Genomic DNA, 12,297 nt, shown 5'->3' with positions numbered 1-12,297 from the left:
CCGTCCAGGCTCCCGAACGATCACCGCGACTCGCGCAGATGATCTCCACTGCCACCCGATCGAGTGATGTGACCCGCCGCGGGGACATGGGGCGTGGAATACCTGCCGGGGACAGGCGAGTTGACCCTCACGAGAGGCCGAGCGCCACGTCGGAGTACGTCCGGACGACATCGCACAAGGAGATCCTCATGCCCCTGAGTGTCGAAGAGCGCCAACTGTTCCTGGCCGAGCCCCGCATCGGAGCGATCGCGATCGACGCGGGGCAGGGACGGGGACCGCTCACGCTGCCGATCTGGTACCAGTACGCCCCGGGCGGCGAGCTGTGGGTGCTGACCGCTCGCGACTCCAGGAAGGCGCGGCTGCTCTCGGCGGCGGGACGCTTCTCGCTGATGGTGGAACGGCTGGAGCCCACCATCCGGTACGTGTCCGTGGAGGGCCCCGTGGTCCGCACGGAGGACGCGACCGCCGAGCAGGTGCGGGAGATGGCGGCGCGCTACCTCCCGGCCGAGAAGGTCGCGTCGTACGTGGAGTTCTCGCTCAAGGAACACGGCGAGCAGCTCGCCTACCACCTGCGGCCCGAGCGCTGGTACTCGGCGGACCTCGGCACGGTCTGACCCGCCGGCGCCGGCCGACGGGTCGGGCTCCCGCGGTGCCTCAAGAGGTCAGCCGGTGCCTCGGCAGGTCACCGCTTGAGGGCGAGACCGCCGTGCTCGCCGATCGGCTCCTGGGCGGGCGAACCGGGCTCCGGGCGCCAGAACGGCACCGAGACCACGCCGGGCTCCAGGAGTTCCAGGCCGTCGAAGAACGCCGTGATCTGGTCGACCGGGCGCAGGAAGTACGGGATGGCGCCGGACGCGTTGTAGCTGTCCTGGGCCTGCTCGTACGCGGCGTCCGTGCCCCGCGAGCCGTCGTTGATCGACAGATAGCTGCCGGACGGCAGGCCCTCCATCAGGCGCTTGACGATGGCACGCGCCTGGTCATAATCGCCGATGTGCCCGAGGATGTTGCTGAGGATCAGCGCGGTGGGACGGCTCAGGTCGAGCGTGTCGGAGGCGGCGGCCAGGATGCGGTCGGGGTCCGACAGATCGGCGTCGACGTAGGCGGTCGCGCCCTCGGGGGTGGACGTCAGCAGGGCACGCGCGTGCGTGAGGACCATCGGGTCGTGGTCGACGTAGACGATCCTGGCGTTCGGGGCGAGCCGCTGGGCGACCTCATGGGTGTTGTCGACGGTCGGCAGGCCGGTCCCGATGTCCAGGAACTGCCGGATGCCGGCCTCGGTGACCAGGTGGCTGATGTTGCGGCGCAGGAAGGCACGGCTGCTGCGGGCGACGGTGACGATGCCGGGGAAGACGGCGCTGTACGCGTCGCCCGCCTCCTCGTCCACGGGGTAGTTGTCCTTGCCGCCCAGCCAGTAGTTCCAGATCCGGGCCGAGTGCGGCACCGACGAGTCGATCTTCTGCTGCGCCGCCGGATCGGGCGTCGTGGTGTGGTCGGTCATCAGGGGGTCCGTCTTTCCGCCGTGGCGTGAACTGTTCATCGCACAACCTACGCCCCAACGTTATTGCTCCGCACACCCGTTCACGTGTCCGGGGCCGCCCGCGTGTCCTGGCCCGCTGAATGCGGCCTCACGCGTCGAGCACGACGTCCGATGCCGGGATCGCCTGACAGGCGAGGACGGTGTCGTCCGGCAACGCGTCGCCGGGGTCGACGAGATGCGCCGCCCGGCCCTCCAGGACCGTGCAGGCGCAGCTCTCGCACTGGCCCACACGGCAGCCGCTCGGCATGGCCACCCCGGCCCGTTCGCCGAGGTCGAGGAGGGTGCCCGCGGGCCCGGTCCAGGTCAGTTCGCGGCCCGAGCGCGCGAAGCGCACGGTGAAACGCGCGTCTTCGGGTACGTCGACGGTGCGCGGTGCCGCACGGAAGCGCTCGCTGAAGATCTCGAAGGGCGGCACCCCGCGCGAGCGCAGCCCGTCGGTGAGCGCCACGAGCATGGCTTCGGGCCCGCACAGGTAGAAGCGGGCCCGGCGCCCCACGAGCCCCGGATCGAGAGCGTCGGCGGTGACGAAGCCCTGCCGTTCGTAGTCGCGGCCGAGGACGTCGGCGGGCGAGGGGGCCGCGTAGTGGGTGTGGACGCGCAGGACGTCGATCCGCCGTTCCAGCTCGCACAGCCGCTCCCGGAAGGGGTGGTCGGCGCCGCTCGTGACGCCGTGGTGCAGGACGACCTCGGGCACCGTGCCGCCGCGCGCGGCGAGGGTCTCCAGATAGCCGAGGAACGGGGTGATGCCGATGCCGCCCGCGAGCAGGACCACGGGATGGTCGGTGTCCGTGGGAAGGGCGAAGACCCCGCCGGGAGAAGTGAGTTCGAGCCGGTCGCCGATCCGGAGGCGCTGGTGGACGTACGTCGAGAAGGCGCCGTCCGGAAGGTGACGCACGGCGACCTCGTACGCGGTGCGTGCCGGGTCGGTGGCGGGGCCGGTCAGCGAGTACGCGCGCGTGGCGTCCGGAGCCTGAGGCGCGCCGGAGCGCAGGGTCACGTGCTGGCCGGGCCGGTGATCGGGCAGACGGCCGCCGTCGACGGGCTCCAGACGCAGCGTGCGTACCCCCGGACTCCGGTCGTCGAGCGCGGTGAGCGTGAAGGTGCGGGTGCCCGGCCACGCGCCGTCCGGAGGCGTCGCGCGGACCTCGCAGGCCAGGGAGCGCAGCGGCGCGGAGCCGCTGAGCGGGTCGGTCGTCGTGTGGTCCACGAGACGGTTGTAGTTGCTGCCGGCGGCGCCGAGCGGGTCGGCGCCGGGCAGGGCCAGGTCGGGGGCGTCCTGCCACCAGCCGTACTCGCCGACGACGACACCGGGGTGCAGGGAGTCGTCGAAGCGGGCGCGCAGCCGGATCGCGCCCAGACGGGTGGCCAGTTCCACCCACTGGCCTTCACCGATGCCACGGGCGGCGGCGGTCTCGGGGTGCAGGTCGAGACCCGGGTCGGTGGCGCGGCGCCGCAGCGAGGTGACGGCGCGCTGCTGGCTGTGGACGTAGTAGCCGTGCTTGGCGCAGGTCAGCACGAGCGGGAAGGACGCGTCGGGCGCGGCGGGCTCGTGGTGCTCGGGGACGGCGGGGTAGCCGTGGTCCAGGAGACGCTCGGAGTACAGCTCCACGCGCCGGGTCGGCGTGTTGAAGCCGGTGACCCGGCCCTCGGCGTCGGTGGTCGCGTACCGGCGCTCGATGTCGGGCTGGGGGATCCGCACCCCACCGGGCGCGGCGCGCAGCCGCTCCGCCGTCAGGCCCAGCGGCGCCAGCTGCCAGTCCCAGGCCGCCTCGATGTCGCCGTGGAAGAACTCCTCGTCCATCCCGAGGCGGGCGGCCAGGGCGAAGACGACCTCGGTGTCCGAGCGCGTGCCGGGCAGGGGATCGACGATCCGCGGCCGCAGCTGGACCTGCTCCTGCGCGCGCCGGCCGATCTCGAAGCCGAAGCGCAGCGCCTCGTGCTCGTACGCGCTGTTGACGGGCAGCACGATGTCGGCGCTCGCGCAGGTGGGATTCATGAACAGGTCGAGGTGCACCTGGAAGTCCAGGGCGCGCAGGGCCCGCGCGGTCCGGTCCGAACCGGGCTGTGCCACCACGAGGTTGGAGCCGAAGCCGACCAGGGCCCGTACGCGGTAGGGCCGGTGCTCCTCGATGGCCCGGCACAGGTCGCCGGCGTTGATGTAGCCGGAGGAGGGCGGTCCCAGGGGGTGCTTGTCCAGGCCGAGCGCCTTGGCCCGCAGCTCCGGCGCGAGGTCGGCGGCGGTGGCGGCGGGACGGTACGGCGGCGCGGGGGCGAGCCGGTTTCCGCCCGGCGCGTCGAAGGAGCCGGTGAGCGCGTACAGGGTGGCCAGGGCGCGCTCGGTCTGGGCGGCGTTGGCGCTCTGCCCGACACCGGTCCAGCCGTAGTACGTCACCGAGCGGGCCGCCGCGATCTCGTCGGCCAGGGCGCGGATCTCCGCCTCCGGGATCCAGGTGGTGGCCGCGACGCGTTCGACCGGCCATTGCGCGCAGGCTTCCGCGTACGTCTCGAAGGCCGGTGCGCAGGCCACCTCCGCGCCGTCGCGCAGGCGGACGCGGCGGACACCGCGCAGCGCGAACCGCTCCGGCGCGTCGGCGGCGCGGGCGGTGTCCAGGACGTCCGCCGCCCCGGCCCGCTCGTCCCACACGACGTAGCCCTCGGCGTCCGCCACGACGTCCTCGGCCCGCAGGAAGCGTCCGTCGTCCGCCCGGACCAGGAAGGGCGCGTTGGTCCAGGCGCGCACGAACCCCTCGTCGTAGGTGCCGTTCTCGATGAGGAGGTGGGCGAGGCCCAGGGCGAGCGCGGCGTCGGTGCCGGGGCGCACCCGCAGCCAGTGGTCGGCGCGCAGGGCACTGGTGGAGCGGCGCGGGTCGACGACGGCGAGGCGGGTGCCGCGCGTCTGGGCCGCGGAGAGGGCGGCGGACTGGGCGAGCCAGGTCTTGGCCGGGTTGAAGCCCCACAGCACCGCGAGGTCGGCGTGCGCGTAGTCCGGCGGGGGAAGCGGGCAGCCGAAGGTGAAGGCGTGTGCGAAGTCCTTGTGCCAGTTGCAGATCTCGGCGCTGTAGACGGTGTTGGGGCTGCCGAAGCGGCGTACGAAGCGTTCGATCCACTCGGTGGCGTCGGAGATCATCGTGCCGCTCGGCGTGGCGACGCCGAAGGCGACCGCCTCCGGCCCGCTCTCCGCGGCGATGGCGCGCAGCCGCTCCGCGATCTCGTCCAGCGCCTCGTCCCAGGAGATCGGCTCCCAGCCGGGATCGTCGTCCCCCTTGGGGCGGGTGCGCCGCAGCGGCGTGGTCAGCCGCCGGCTGCTGTGCGCGATCTCGGCGGCGGAACGCCCCTTGGGGCACATCGCCGCACCCGTCGGATGCCCTGGGTCGGGCCGGACTCCGGTGATCCTGCCGTCCTCCACGGTGAAGACCGCGCCGCAGCGCGACTTGCAGAGCGTGCAGAATCCCCGCTTCTCCTCGATCACCACGTGCCTCCGGAGGGTCGGTCGGCGTCCCTGTCGTACGGTCCCTCTCCATTGCACGCCTTCTTGGCCGGGGGCCCGGCCGCCGATGGTCCTCTTCCGTGGGACGTAGGTCACTGGTGGAACAGGAGGTGCCGCGGGGCACGGGCGGTTCCCGTGCCCCGCGGGCGGCGTCAGCGGGTGCTGTGGGCGCCTCCGTTGACGTGCAGCACCTGGCCGGTGATGTGCCGGGCCGCGGGGGACGCGAGGAAGGCGATCGTGCCCGCGACGTCCTCGGGAGAGCCGGCGCGGCCCGTCGAGGTGGCGGCCACGAGCCGCTCGCGGCGCTCGTCGGCCAGCTGGTCGCGGAAGAACTCGGTGTCGGCGATGAATCCGGGCGCGACGACGTTCGCGGTGACGCCGCGCGGGCCCAGGATGCGGGCCAGGTCGATGTTCCAGGTGGCGAGCGCGGCCTTGGAGGCGCCGTACGAGCCGTGGGAACCGGATCCCGTGGCGGCGGCGATGGAGCCGATGTGCACGACGGCGCCGCCCTCCGCGAGCCGGTCCTCGACCGCCTTGGTGGTGAGCGCGGCGCTGACGAGGTTCGCGTCCAGGTTGGCGCGGAAGGTCCGCGCGTAGGCGGCGAGGTCCGTCGGCGCGTCGGCGTCGAAGTCGGTGTTGCCGCCGGCGTTGTTCACCAGGACGTCGATCCGCTCGGGCAGCTCGGCGAGGAGGGCGGTGAGCGCCTCGGGCAGGGTGTGGTCGCACACCAGGGGGCGCACGCCGGTCTCCTTCGCCAGGAGCTCCAGGGGTTCGGGGCGGCGGCCGGTGACGAACACCGTGTCGCCCTGCGCGGCGAAGTGCCGTGCCGCCGCGCGGCCGATGCCGGTGCCGCCGCCGGTGACCAGGATGGTACGTGTCATAAGCTGAGCTCCGAACGTTCCGTTGAGGTCTAAATTTAGAGCTAAACGTAGCACTGGGAGAGCGGGCCATGGCAAGAGATTCCGGCGAAGCCGCCGTGCACAGCGCGCAGGACATCGCGGCGGCGTGGGAGCGTGAGCGCCCCGGCACCCCGGCCACGTCGATCGGGATCGTCACGCCGATCTGGCAGCTGGCCAAGCTCTTCGGCGACGACCGGCGGCGGGTCCTGGCCCGCGCGGGAGTGGACGCCGCGACCCTCGACCTGCTCAGCGTGCTGCGCCGCAGTGGCGCCCCCTACGCCCTGAGCACGCGGGAACTGGGCCGCCGCTCCATGGTCACGGCCGGCGCGGTCTCCCAGCGGGTGGCCCGCGCCGAACGCGAGGGCCTGGTCACCCGGGGCCCCGGTGAGGGCCGCCCCCGCACGGTCGTGGTCACGCTGACCGCGGCGGGCCACGCCCTGGTCGAGGCGACGGTGGACCAAGTGCTCGGCCGCGAGGCGGACCTGGTGAGCGGCCTCGACGCGGAGCAACAGGCCCGCCTGACCGAACTGCTCGGGGTGCTCCTCGAGGACGTGCAGCGCCGACTGGGGGACGATCGGCTGACGCAGGTGGGGCTGGAGTGAGAGTGCGCCGGATGGCCCGCGGAGGCCACGGACGGTGACCTCGCCGGCCCCGTGCGACGGCCCCAGTGAGGTCACTCTCAGGCCATGATCGCGCGAGTGCTGATCGTGTCCACCAGGGCAGCTGCTAGCGTCCAGGTCCGTGAATGACAGCGTATACGTGGGCAATGCGGGCAAGGATGCGGCTCTGGACCGAGGGTGGCTCCTCGGACACTTCAAGGACGCCGGCGATCCCCGCCACAGCGAGGCCGTGGAGATCAAATGGGGCGTCCACCCGCGCGGCGACGAGCGAGCGCAATGGGTCAAGGGCGAGGAGCGGACCGCCCTCCTGGTCCTCATCAGCGGCCGCTTCCGCGTCGAACTGCCCGGCCGCAGCGTCGTCTTGGAAGAACAGGGTGACTACGTCGTGTGGGGCCGCGGAGTCGACCACTCGTGGTTCGCGGACGAAGAATCGGTTGTGCTGACCGTCCGATGGCCGTCCGTGCCCGGCTACGCCGTGGAAGAGGGGACTCAGGCAGGACCGCTGAGCTGAGTGCCCAAGAGGGCGCGGGCCAGTGCGCGTGCCGTCAGGTCCGGGTGGGGGGTTCCGTCGCAGGGGAAGCCGGACATGACGCGGCGGGGCGATGAGGCGATGTGCTCCACCGCCGGGCGGGCCGCTTCGGGGAGCAGGCGCATGGCCTTGAGCGTGCGCAGCGCGTCCAGATGCGGCTCGTGCAGGTCACCGCGGCGGGCGAGCTGGTCGGCGACGACGGGGGCCATGTCGTCGGCACGTCCCGTGACGCGCCAGATCGCGGCGGCGGCGTCCGCCCGGCTCTCCCGCGCGGGCGCGCCGAGCCGCTCCTCCAGGAGCGGCATCAAGTCCGCGGCGGGGGAGCCGAGTTCGCGTGCCACCCTGACGGCTGCCGTCCGCCGCGCCACGGCGTCCGGCAGCGCCCGCACCGCCGTCATCGCGGGCCCCGCGTCGCCGTCGACCCGCGCGAGCGCCAGCGCCGCCGTGAGGTCACCGGCCTCTGCCCGCGCGCGCAGGGCCCGCGCGGCGGCCGGGCCCGCCGCGGGGCCGAGTGCGGCCAGCACGCCGACAGACGCGGGCAGCATGCGTACGAGATCGTCCACGCGGTCCGCCGCGAGCGCGGGGAAGTGACGGAGCACGTCCAGCCACTCCGTACGCAGGGGCCCGGCGGCGACGCGCCGGGCGACCGGCTCGGCGGCCGGACCGAACGTCTCCACCGCGGCGGTCACGGCCACGCCGGGAGTGCCCAGCAGCACGAGCTGGAGGGAGGCCGCCTCTTCCGGTAGGTCGTCCATCAGTTGGAGGACGAGGTCGAGCGCGTCGGGAAGGCGCAGCCGCACGGCCACCAGGGTGGCCGCGACGCGCAGGGCGGGGTCGTCGGACCGCAGATGACCGGCGAGCCGGGGGACGCCGGCGGCGTACCCGCTGTCCTCACTCCCGGCGACCGCGGCACCCACCCTGGCCACCCGGCACAGATCCTCCGCGTCCGCGGCGGCCTCGGCGAGCCAGGGCAGGACGTCCCGTTCGCGGTCGCGCCAGGTCTGCGTCAGCTCCCAGGCGAGCGGCAGCCCTCGCGCCACGGCGCGCAACGCCGCGTCCGGATCGTCCAACAGCCGCTCCTGGAAGGGGATGTAGGCGCTCGGCCAGGGGCGGTGGGAGTCGTCGTCGGACGGCGCGGCGCGGTGGGCGTCGAGCGCGGAGTCCACGAGAGCGGAAGGGAACGGCAACGGCGTCGTGCGCAGCAGATCCGTCGCCGCGGCCCGTCGGACCGTCGGCTCCGGCGCGGACAGCAGGGCCTCGTTGCGTGCCGTGCGCGGGCCGGGCGAGACGTCGAGCAGCCCGAGCGCGGTCACGAGATCGGCCCGTACGTCGGGGTGCTCCTCGGTCTCGAACCGGGCCCGCAGCAAGGGGAGCAGGGGCAGGGACGCCTCCTCGCAGGCGGCGACGATCCACACGAGCGTGCGGCGGACGTCCGGGTCGTCGTCGGCGGCCAGACCGAGCAGCGCGGGCAGCGCCCCGGCGACCGCGCGCCGCGCCTGCCGGTACGCGCGGCCGGACCCGGTCGCGGTGCCGTGCAGCAGCCACAGCATCGGCAGCCGGCCGCCGGGCCCCTCCAGGGCGAGCCGTGCGACGAAGGGCACGGCGGCCACGGTCGCGGAGTAGATCGACCCCTGATGGCAGAGCGAGGAGAACAGTTCCTCGACGGCGTCCTCCCGCACCCGCGGATCCGTCGAACCGGCCGCGCGCAGCAGCTCGGGCACGTCGTCCGCCGTTCCGTAGGCGTGCTCCAGCGCGGCCCAGTCGATGTCGTCGATCTCCTCCACCATGCGGGCAACCCTATGGCCACGGAAGTGACACCGAGTCACCCCGCGCCTGCCGGCCCGCGCTCGCTACGCGGTGCGTCGCAGATGGGCCGTCAGGTGGTGCTGCAACGGCTGGCCGACGGCCGCGAGGTGGTGCTCGAAGGTGAGGGTGTCGGCGCCGGTCAGGGTGTAGCGGCGGTGCGTGGCGTCGACGGTCTTGGCGGTCGGGGTGAGAGCCACCTGATGGGTGGGGAGGTCGACGGTGTCCTGGGCGGCCTGCCCGACGGCGATCTCGGTGATGCCGGTGGGCTGCGTGATCAGGGCCTCCACGCGGCCGTCGGGCTGCAGCCGCCACCAGCCGCTCTCGCGGGCCGAGGGCCGCAGCGGCGCCCCGTCGGCGTCGAGCAGCCAGGCGCGGGCCTCGTAGTGCAGGAAGGGCCGACCGTCGTGGCTGAAGGTGACCTCCTGGGCGTAGTCGAAGTCGCCTTCGAGGGTCGGATACCCGCCGTGCCCGGTGCCGTTCCACGTGCCGAGGAGACCGAGCACGGGGGCGAGGAGCGCGTGCGGCGCGGGCGCCTGATCCGGCCGACGGCTGTCGGGAAAGGGAAAGGGCTGCGACGGTACGGGGCTGAACACGGTGCGCGCTCCTGAAGGGTTCGGGTTCGGGGACCGCAGGGCAGCCTAGGCACTTTCCGACGGGGCGGGGTGCGGGGCGTGCCCATGAGCCCCGCGCAATCCCCTCACTACAGTGCCCCCATGAAAGGGCTGCCTCTCCCCGTGCCCGACGTGTGTGTCCGCGTACTGCTGAACCGCGGTGCCTGCGGGCCGTACGCGCACGTCGTCGCCAGTTTCGAACCGCCCGGGGCGGGCGGTGGGTTCGAGCTGCTCAGCGCCGTGCCCGAGCGTCGGCTGCCGGCCGAGTACCTGCCCGCGGTGCGGGAGGGGATCGTCGAGGGGCTCGACGGGGTCGCGGCCGCCGTGCTCGTCACCGACGGGACGTTCCACGAGGTGGACTCCTCGGAGCTCGGCTACCGGATCGCCGGACGAGAGGCGGGACGCGCCGCACTCGTCGGAGCGGGACTGCTGCCGCCCCAGGAAGCGGAGGCCCTGCGGTGGGCGAGTTGGCCGGGCCGGCCTCGGCCGCGCCGGCAGAAGGCGCGATGAGACGGGACAAGGCGGGACGAGGAGTCGGACGGCTGCGTACGGCTCCGTACGGGGACGTCGAACACGGCGGCTCAGCGGACAGGCCTTTGTTTTACTGGGGGTTGATCCACACCCCGTAGCCGTATCCCGAGCCGACCACGAACAGGAGCCCCCCGTGCCCGAGCCGGAGATTGTACGCGTCTCCATGACGACCGAGGAGATCGAGGCCGCCAACCTCGGCGCGGCCCCCAAGCTCAACGGCCAGGTCACCCTGCGCGAGCACGACCCCCGGTGGTCGGAGGTGTTCGCGGTGGAGGCCGCGTCGATGGGGGAGCGGCTCGGCGCCCTCGACCACCGCGTCGAGCACGTCGGCTCGACCTCGGTCCCGGAGCTGCCCGCCAAGCCGGTCATCGACATGCTCCTGATCGTCCCCGACTCGGGCGACGAGGAGTCGTACGTACCCCCTCTCGAACCGCTCGGCTTCACGCTCGCCATCCGCGAACCGGAGTGGTACGAGCACCGCGTCCTGCGCAAGCGGTTCCCCGACGACCGCGCCCACAGCGCCGAGACCGTGAACCTGCACGTCTTGTCGGCGGGCTGCGCGGAGATCGACCGGATGCTGCTCTTCCGCGACCGGCTGCGCACCCACGAAGGCGACCGCACCCTCTACGCCGACACCAAGCGCGGCCTCTCCCGGCAGACCTGGGAGTACATGCAGAACTATGCCGACGCCAAGTCCGAAGTCGTCGCCGGCATTCTGGAGCGTGCGGCTGCCGAGGCCGGTTGAGCCGCGGCACGGCGGCGCATGAGGTGCGGGCCAGTACCTCACGCGCCCGGTCGGCGGGCGGCTCTCACGGTGTCGTCCACGGCCGCAGCTTCTCCGGGTTCCGTACCGCCCACAACTGCTTGATCCGGTCGCCCGCGAAGTCGAACGCCACCACCGTCCTGGTGGTGCCGGCCTGCTGGATCACGAGGCCGGGCTCTCCGTTGACCCTACGTTCCAGGAGCGTCAGGTCGGGCGCCAGGCCCATGACGGTGATCAGCCAGCGGGCGATCTGCTCGCCTCCCACGGTGCGGGGCGCCGCGTTGACCAGGCCACCGCCGTCGGAAAGGCCCGTGGCGTCCGGGTCGAGCAGTTCGATCAGCGCCTCGATGTCCTTCGCCTCCCACGCCAGCTTGAAGTCCCGGACGAGCGCGGCGCGCCGGGCCGCCGGAGTCGCCGTCGGGCGTGCGGCACGGATGCGGCGACGGGCCGAGGTCGCCAACTGGCGGCAGGCCACCGGGGTCCGGCCGACGATCTCGGCGACCTCCGGGAAGGTGTAGCGGAAGACGTCGTGCAGGACGAACGCCACGCGCTCGGCGGGCGTCATCGATTCGAGTACGACGAGGAACGCCATGTTGATCGACTCGTCCAGCGTGACCCGGTCGGCAGGGTCGGACGTGGCGCCGAGCGCCGGTCCGGCGCCCCACTCACCCTGATCGGGCACCGGCTCCGGCAGCCATTCGCCCACGTAGTTCTCGCGCCGGGCCCGCGCCGAGCCGAGCAGGTCGAGACAGATGCGGCTCGCCACCGTCCGCAGCCAGCCGCCGGGCGACGCGATGGCCTCCTGCTGCGCGGCGGACATCGCGTACCAGCGTGCGTACGTCTCCTGCACGACGTCCTCGGCGTCCGCCAGCGAACCGAGCATCCGGTACGCGAGATTGATGAGCTTCCGCCGCTCGCTCATGATCGCGCCCAGGCCCGGGTCGGTCCAGGCGTCTCGTGGCTCGGGTCGGGTCGTCATGCTCGGGCTGCTCCTTCGGTCGATGTCCGCGACGGCTTCTGGGGCGCGTTCCTGTGCCGCGCACTCGCCTCGCGCGTTGTGTCGTGATCCCGCGTCGCCTGCGTCACTCGCCCCTACGACGAGACAGCCCGCCGGAATGTGACGTCACGACGGCACCTCACACTCCGGCGGGCCGCCTCGTCGTACTGGACGCATGCATCTCGTAGCCACGTACACAGAGGAGAACCCCATGGACACCCGTCTCGACTTCAAGAACAACCCCGTCGGAGCGAAGGGACTGAAGCACCTCGTCTCCGCGGGCATGGTGCTCCTGGACTCGACGATTCCGGCCGCGACCCGGGAACTGGTCCTGCTGCGCGCCAGCCAGATCAACGGCTGCGGATTCTGCGTCGACATGCACACCAAGGACGCCACGCACGCGGGGGAGAGCGCCCAGCGTCTCCACCTGGTGGCGGTCTGGCGGGAGGCCACGGTGTACACCGACGCCGAGCGGGCCGCGCTCGCCCTGGTGGAGGAGGGCACCCGCATCGCCGAC

General features: G+C 73.0%; 12 protein-coding genes. 6 read left to right on the top strand and 6 right to left on the bottom strand.

Annotated elements, in window-relative coordinates; translation table 11 throughout:
• Nucleotides 1-188: 188 nt before the first annotated feature.
• Entirely contained in the window at nucleotides 189-614 is a 426-nt protein-coding gene (locus AOK22_RS19915) for a pyridoxamine 5'-phosphate oxidase family protein (protein WP_055700043.1), read from the top strand.
• Between the two features lie 68 nt (nucleotides 615-682).
• On the opposite strand, the gene AOK22_RS19910 is transcribed toward AOK22_RS19915, so the two are convergent.
• The 3 genes from AOK22_RS19910 to AOK22_RS19900 all read right to left on the bottom strand — a co-directional run bounded on the left by AOK22_RS19910 (nucleotide 683) and on the right by AOK22_RS19900 (nucleotide 5,905).
• Complete coding sequence (locus tag AOK22_RS19910) at nucleotides 683-1,498, bottom strand: SAM-dependent methyltransferase (RefSeq protein ID WP_055700042.1); 816 nt, start codon at nucleotides 1,496-1,498, stop codon at nucleotides 683-685.
• A 127-nt stretch (nucleotides 1,499-1,625) separates the two neighbouring features.
• Nucleotides 1,626-5,006, bottom strand: a complete 3,381-nt coding sequence (locus AOK22_RS19905) for a molybdopterin-dependent oxidoreductase (protein ID WP_244164902.1) — start codon at nucleotides 5,004-5,006, stop codon at nucleotides 1,626-1,628.
• Between the two features lie 170 nt (nucleotides 5,007-5,176).
• A complete protein-coding gene (locus tag AOK22_RS19900; RefSeq protein WP_055700041.1) occupies nucleotides 5,177-5,905 on the bottom strand; it encodes an SDR family NAD(P)-dependent oxidoreductase in 729 nt (242 codons plus the stop codon).
• Between the two features lie 68 nt (nucleotides 5,906-5,973).
• Here AOK22_RS19900 and AOK22_RS19895 point away from each other — a divergent pair, with 68 nt between their 5' ends.
• Both AOK22_RS19895 and AOK22_RS19890 read left to right on the top strand, forming a co-directional pair.
• A complete protein-coding gene (locus tag AOK22_RS19895) occupies nucleotides 5,974-6,525 on the top strand; it encodes a MarR family winged helix-turn-helix transcriptional regulator (RefSeq protein ID WP_055700040.1) in 552 nt (183 codons plus the stop codon).
• A gap of 139 nt (nucleotides 6,526-6,664) precedes the next feature.
• A complete protein-coding gene (locus tag AOK22_RS19890; protein WP_055700039.1) occupies nucleotides 6,665-7,054 on the top strand; it encodes a cupin domain-containing protein in 390 nt (129 codons plus the stop codon).
• Here AOK22_RS19890 and AOK22_RS19885 read toward each other — a convergent pair.
• Nucleotides 7,033-8,859 (bottom strand): hypothetical protein, encoded by a 1,827-nt coding sequence (locus tag AOK22_RS19885; RefSeq protein WP_055700038.1) that lies wholly within the window; start codon nucleotides 8,857-8,859, stop codon nucleotides 7,033-7,035. The two genes, AOK22_RS19890 and AOK22_RS19885, sit on opposite strands and share 22 nt — an antisense overlap.
• 63 nt (nucleotides 8,860-8,922) lie before the next feature.
• Entirely contained in the window at nucleotides 8,923-9,471 is a 549-nt protein-coding gene (locus AOK22_RS19880; protein WP_055700037.1) for a heme-binding beta-barrel domain-containing protein, read from the bottom strand.
• A 120-nt stretch (nucleotides 9,472-9,591) separates the two neighbouring features.
• On the opposite strand from AOK22_RS19880, the gene AOK22_RS19875 reads away from it, so the two are divergent.
• On the top strand, nucleotides 9,592-9,999 hold the full coding sequence (locus tag AOK22_RS19875; RefSeq protein ID WP_157872264.1) for a hypothetical protein: 408 nt from the start codon (nucleotides 9,592-9,594) through the stop codon (nucleotides 9,997-9,999).
• Nucleotides 10,000-10,183: 184 nt separating this feature from the next.
• A complete protein-coding gene (locus AOK22_RS19870) occupies nucleotides 10,184-10,765 on the top strand; it encodes a GrpB family protein (RefSeq protein ID WP_055700055.1) in 582 nt (193 codons plus the stop codon).
• Between the two features lie 64 nt (nucleotides 10,766-10,829).
• Here the strand turns inward: AOK22_RS19870 and sigJ are convergent, their stop codons facing one another.
• Nucleotides 10,830-11,762: an RNA polymerase sigma factor SigJ gene (gene sigJ / locus AOK22_RS19865; RefSeq protein WP_055700035.1), complete on the bottom strand. Its 933-nt coding sequence runs from the start codon at nucleotides 11,760-11,762 to the stop codon at nucleotides 10,830-10,832.
• A gap of 229 nt (nucleotides 11,763-11,991) precedes the next feature.
• Between sigJ and AOK22_RS19860 the strand changes: the two genes are divergently transcribed.
• The coding region (locus AOK22_RS19860; RefSeq protein WP_167357862.1) for a carboxymuconolactone decarboxylase family protein at nucleotides 11,992-12,297 on the top strand (306 nt) is incomplete at its 3' end.

Source organism: Streptomyces silaceus (assembly GCF_001419745.1).
Classification (GTDB): Bacteria; Actinomycetota; Actinomycetes; order Streptomycetales; family Streptomycetaceae; genus Streptomyces; species Streptomyces silaceus.
The sequence above is the reverse complement of the archived record's forward strand: the minus strand, read 5'-3'. Positions and strand labels throughout refer to the sequence as shown.

Coding starts and splice junctions, on each gene's coding strand:
- AOK22_RS19915 (WP_055700043.1), top strand. CDS start 189: ATGCCCCTGAGTGTCGAAGAGCGCCAACTGTTCCTGGCCGAGCCCCGC.
- AOK22_RS19910 (WP_055700042.1), bottom strand. CDS start 1,498: ATGACCGACCACACCACGACGCCCGATCCGGCGGCGCAGCAGAAGATC.
- AOK22_RS19900 (WP_055700041.1), bottom strand. CDS start 5,905: ATGACACGTACCATCCTGGTCACCGGCGGCGGCACCGGCATCGGCCGC.
- AOK22_RS19895 (WP_055700040.1), top strand. CDS start 5,974: ATGGCAAGAGATTCCGGCGAAGCCGCCGTGCACAGCGCGCAGGACATC.
- AOK22_RS19885 (WP_055700038.1), bottom strand. CDS start 8,859: ATGGTGGAGGAGATCGACGACATCGACTGGGCCGCGCTGGAGCACGCC.
- AOK22_RS19875 (WP_157872264.1), top strand. CDS start 9,592: ATGAAAGGGCTGCCTCTCCCCGTGCCCGACGTGTGTGTCCGCGTACTG.
- AOK22_RS19870 (WP_055700055.1), top strand. CDS start 10,184: ATGACGACCGAGGAGATCGAGGCCGCCAACCTCGGCGCGGCCCCCAAG.
- sigJ (WP_055700035.1), bottom strand. CDS start 11,762: ATGACGACCCGACCCGAGCCACGAGACGCCTGGACCGACCCGGGCCTG.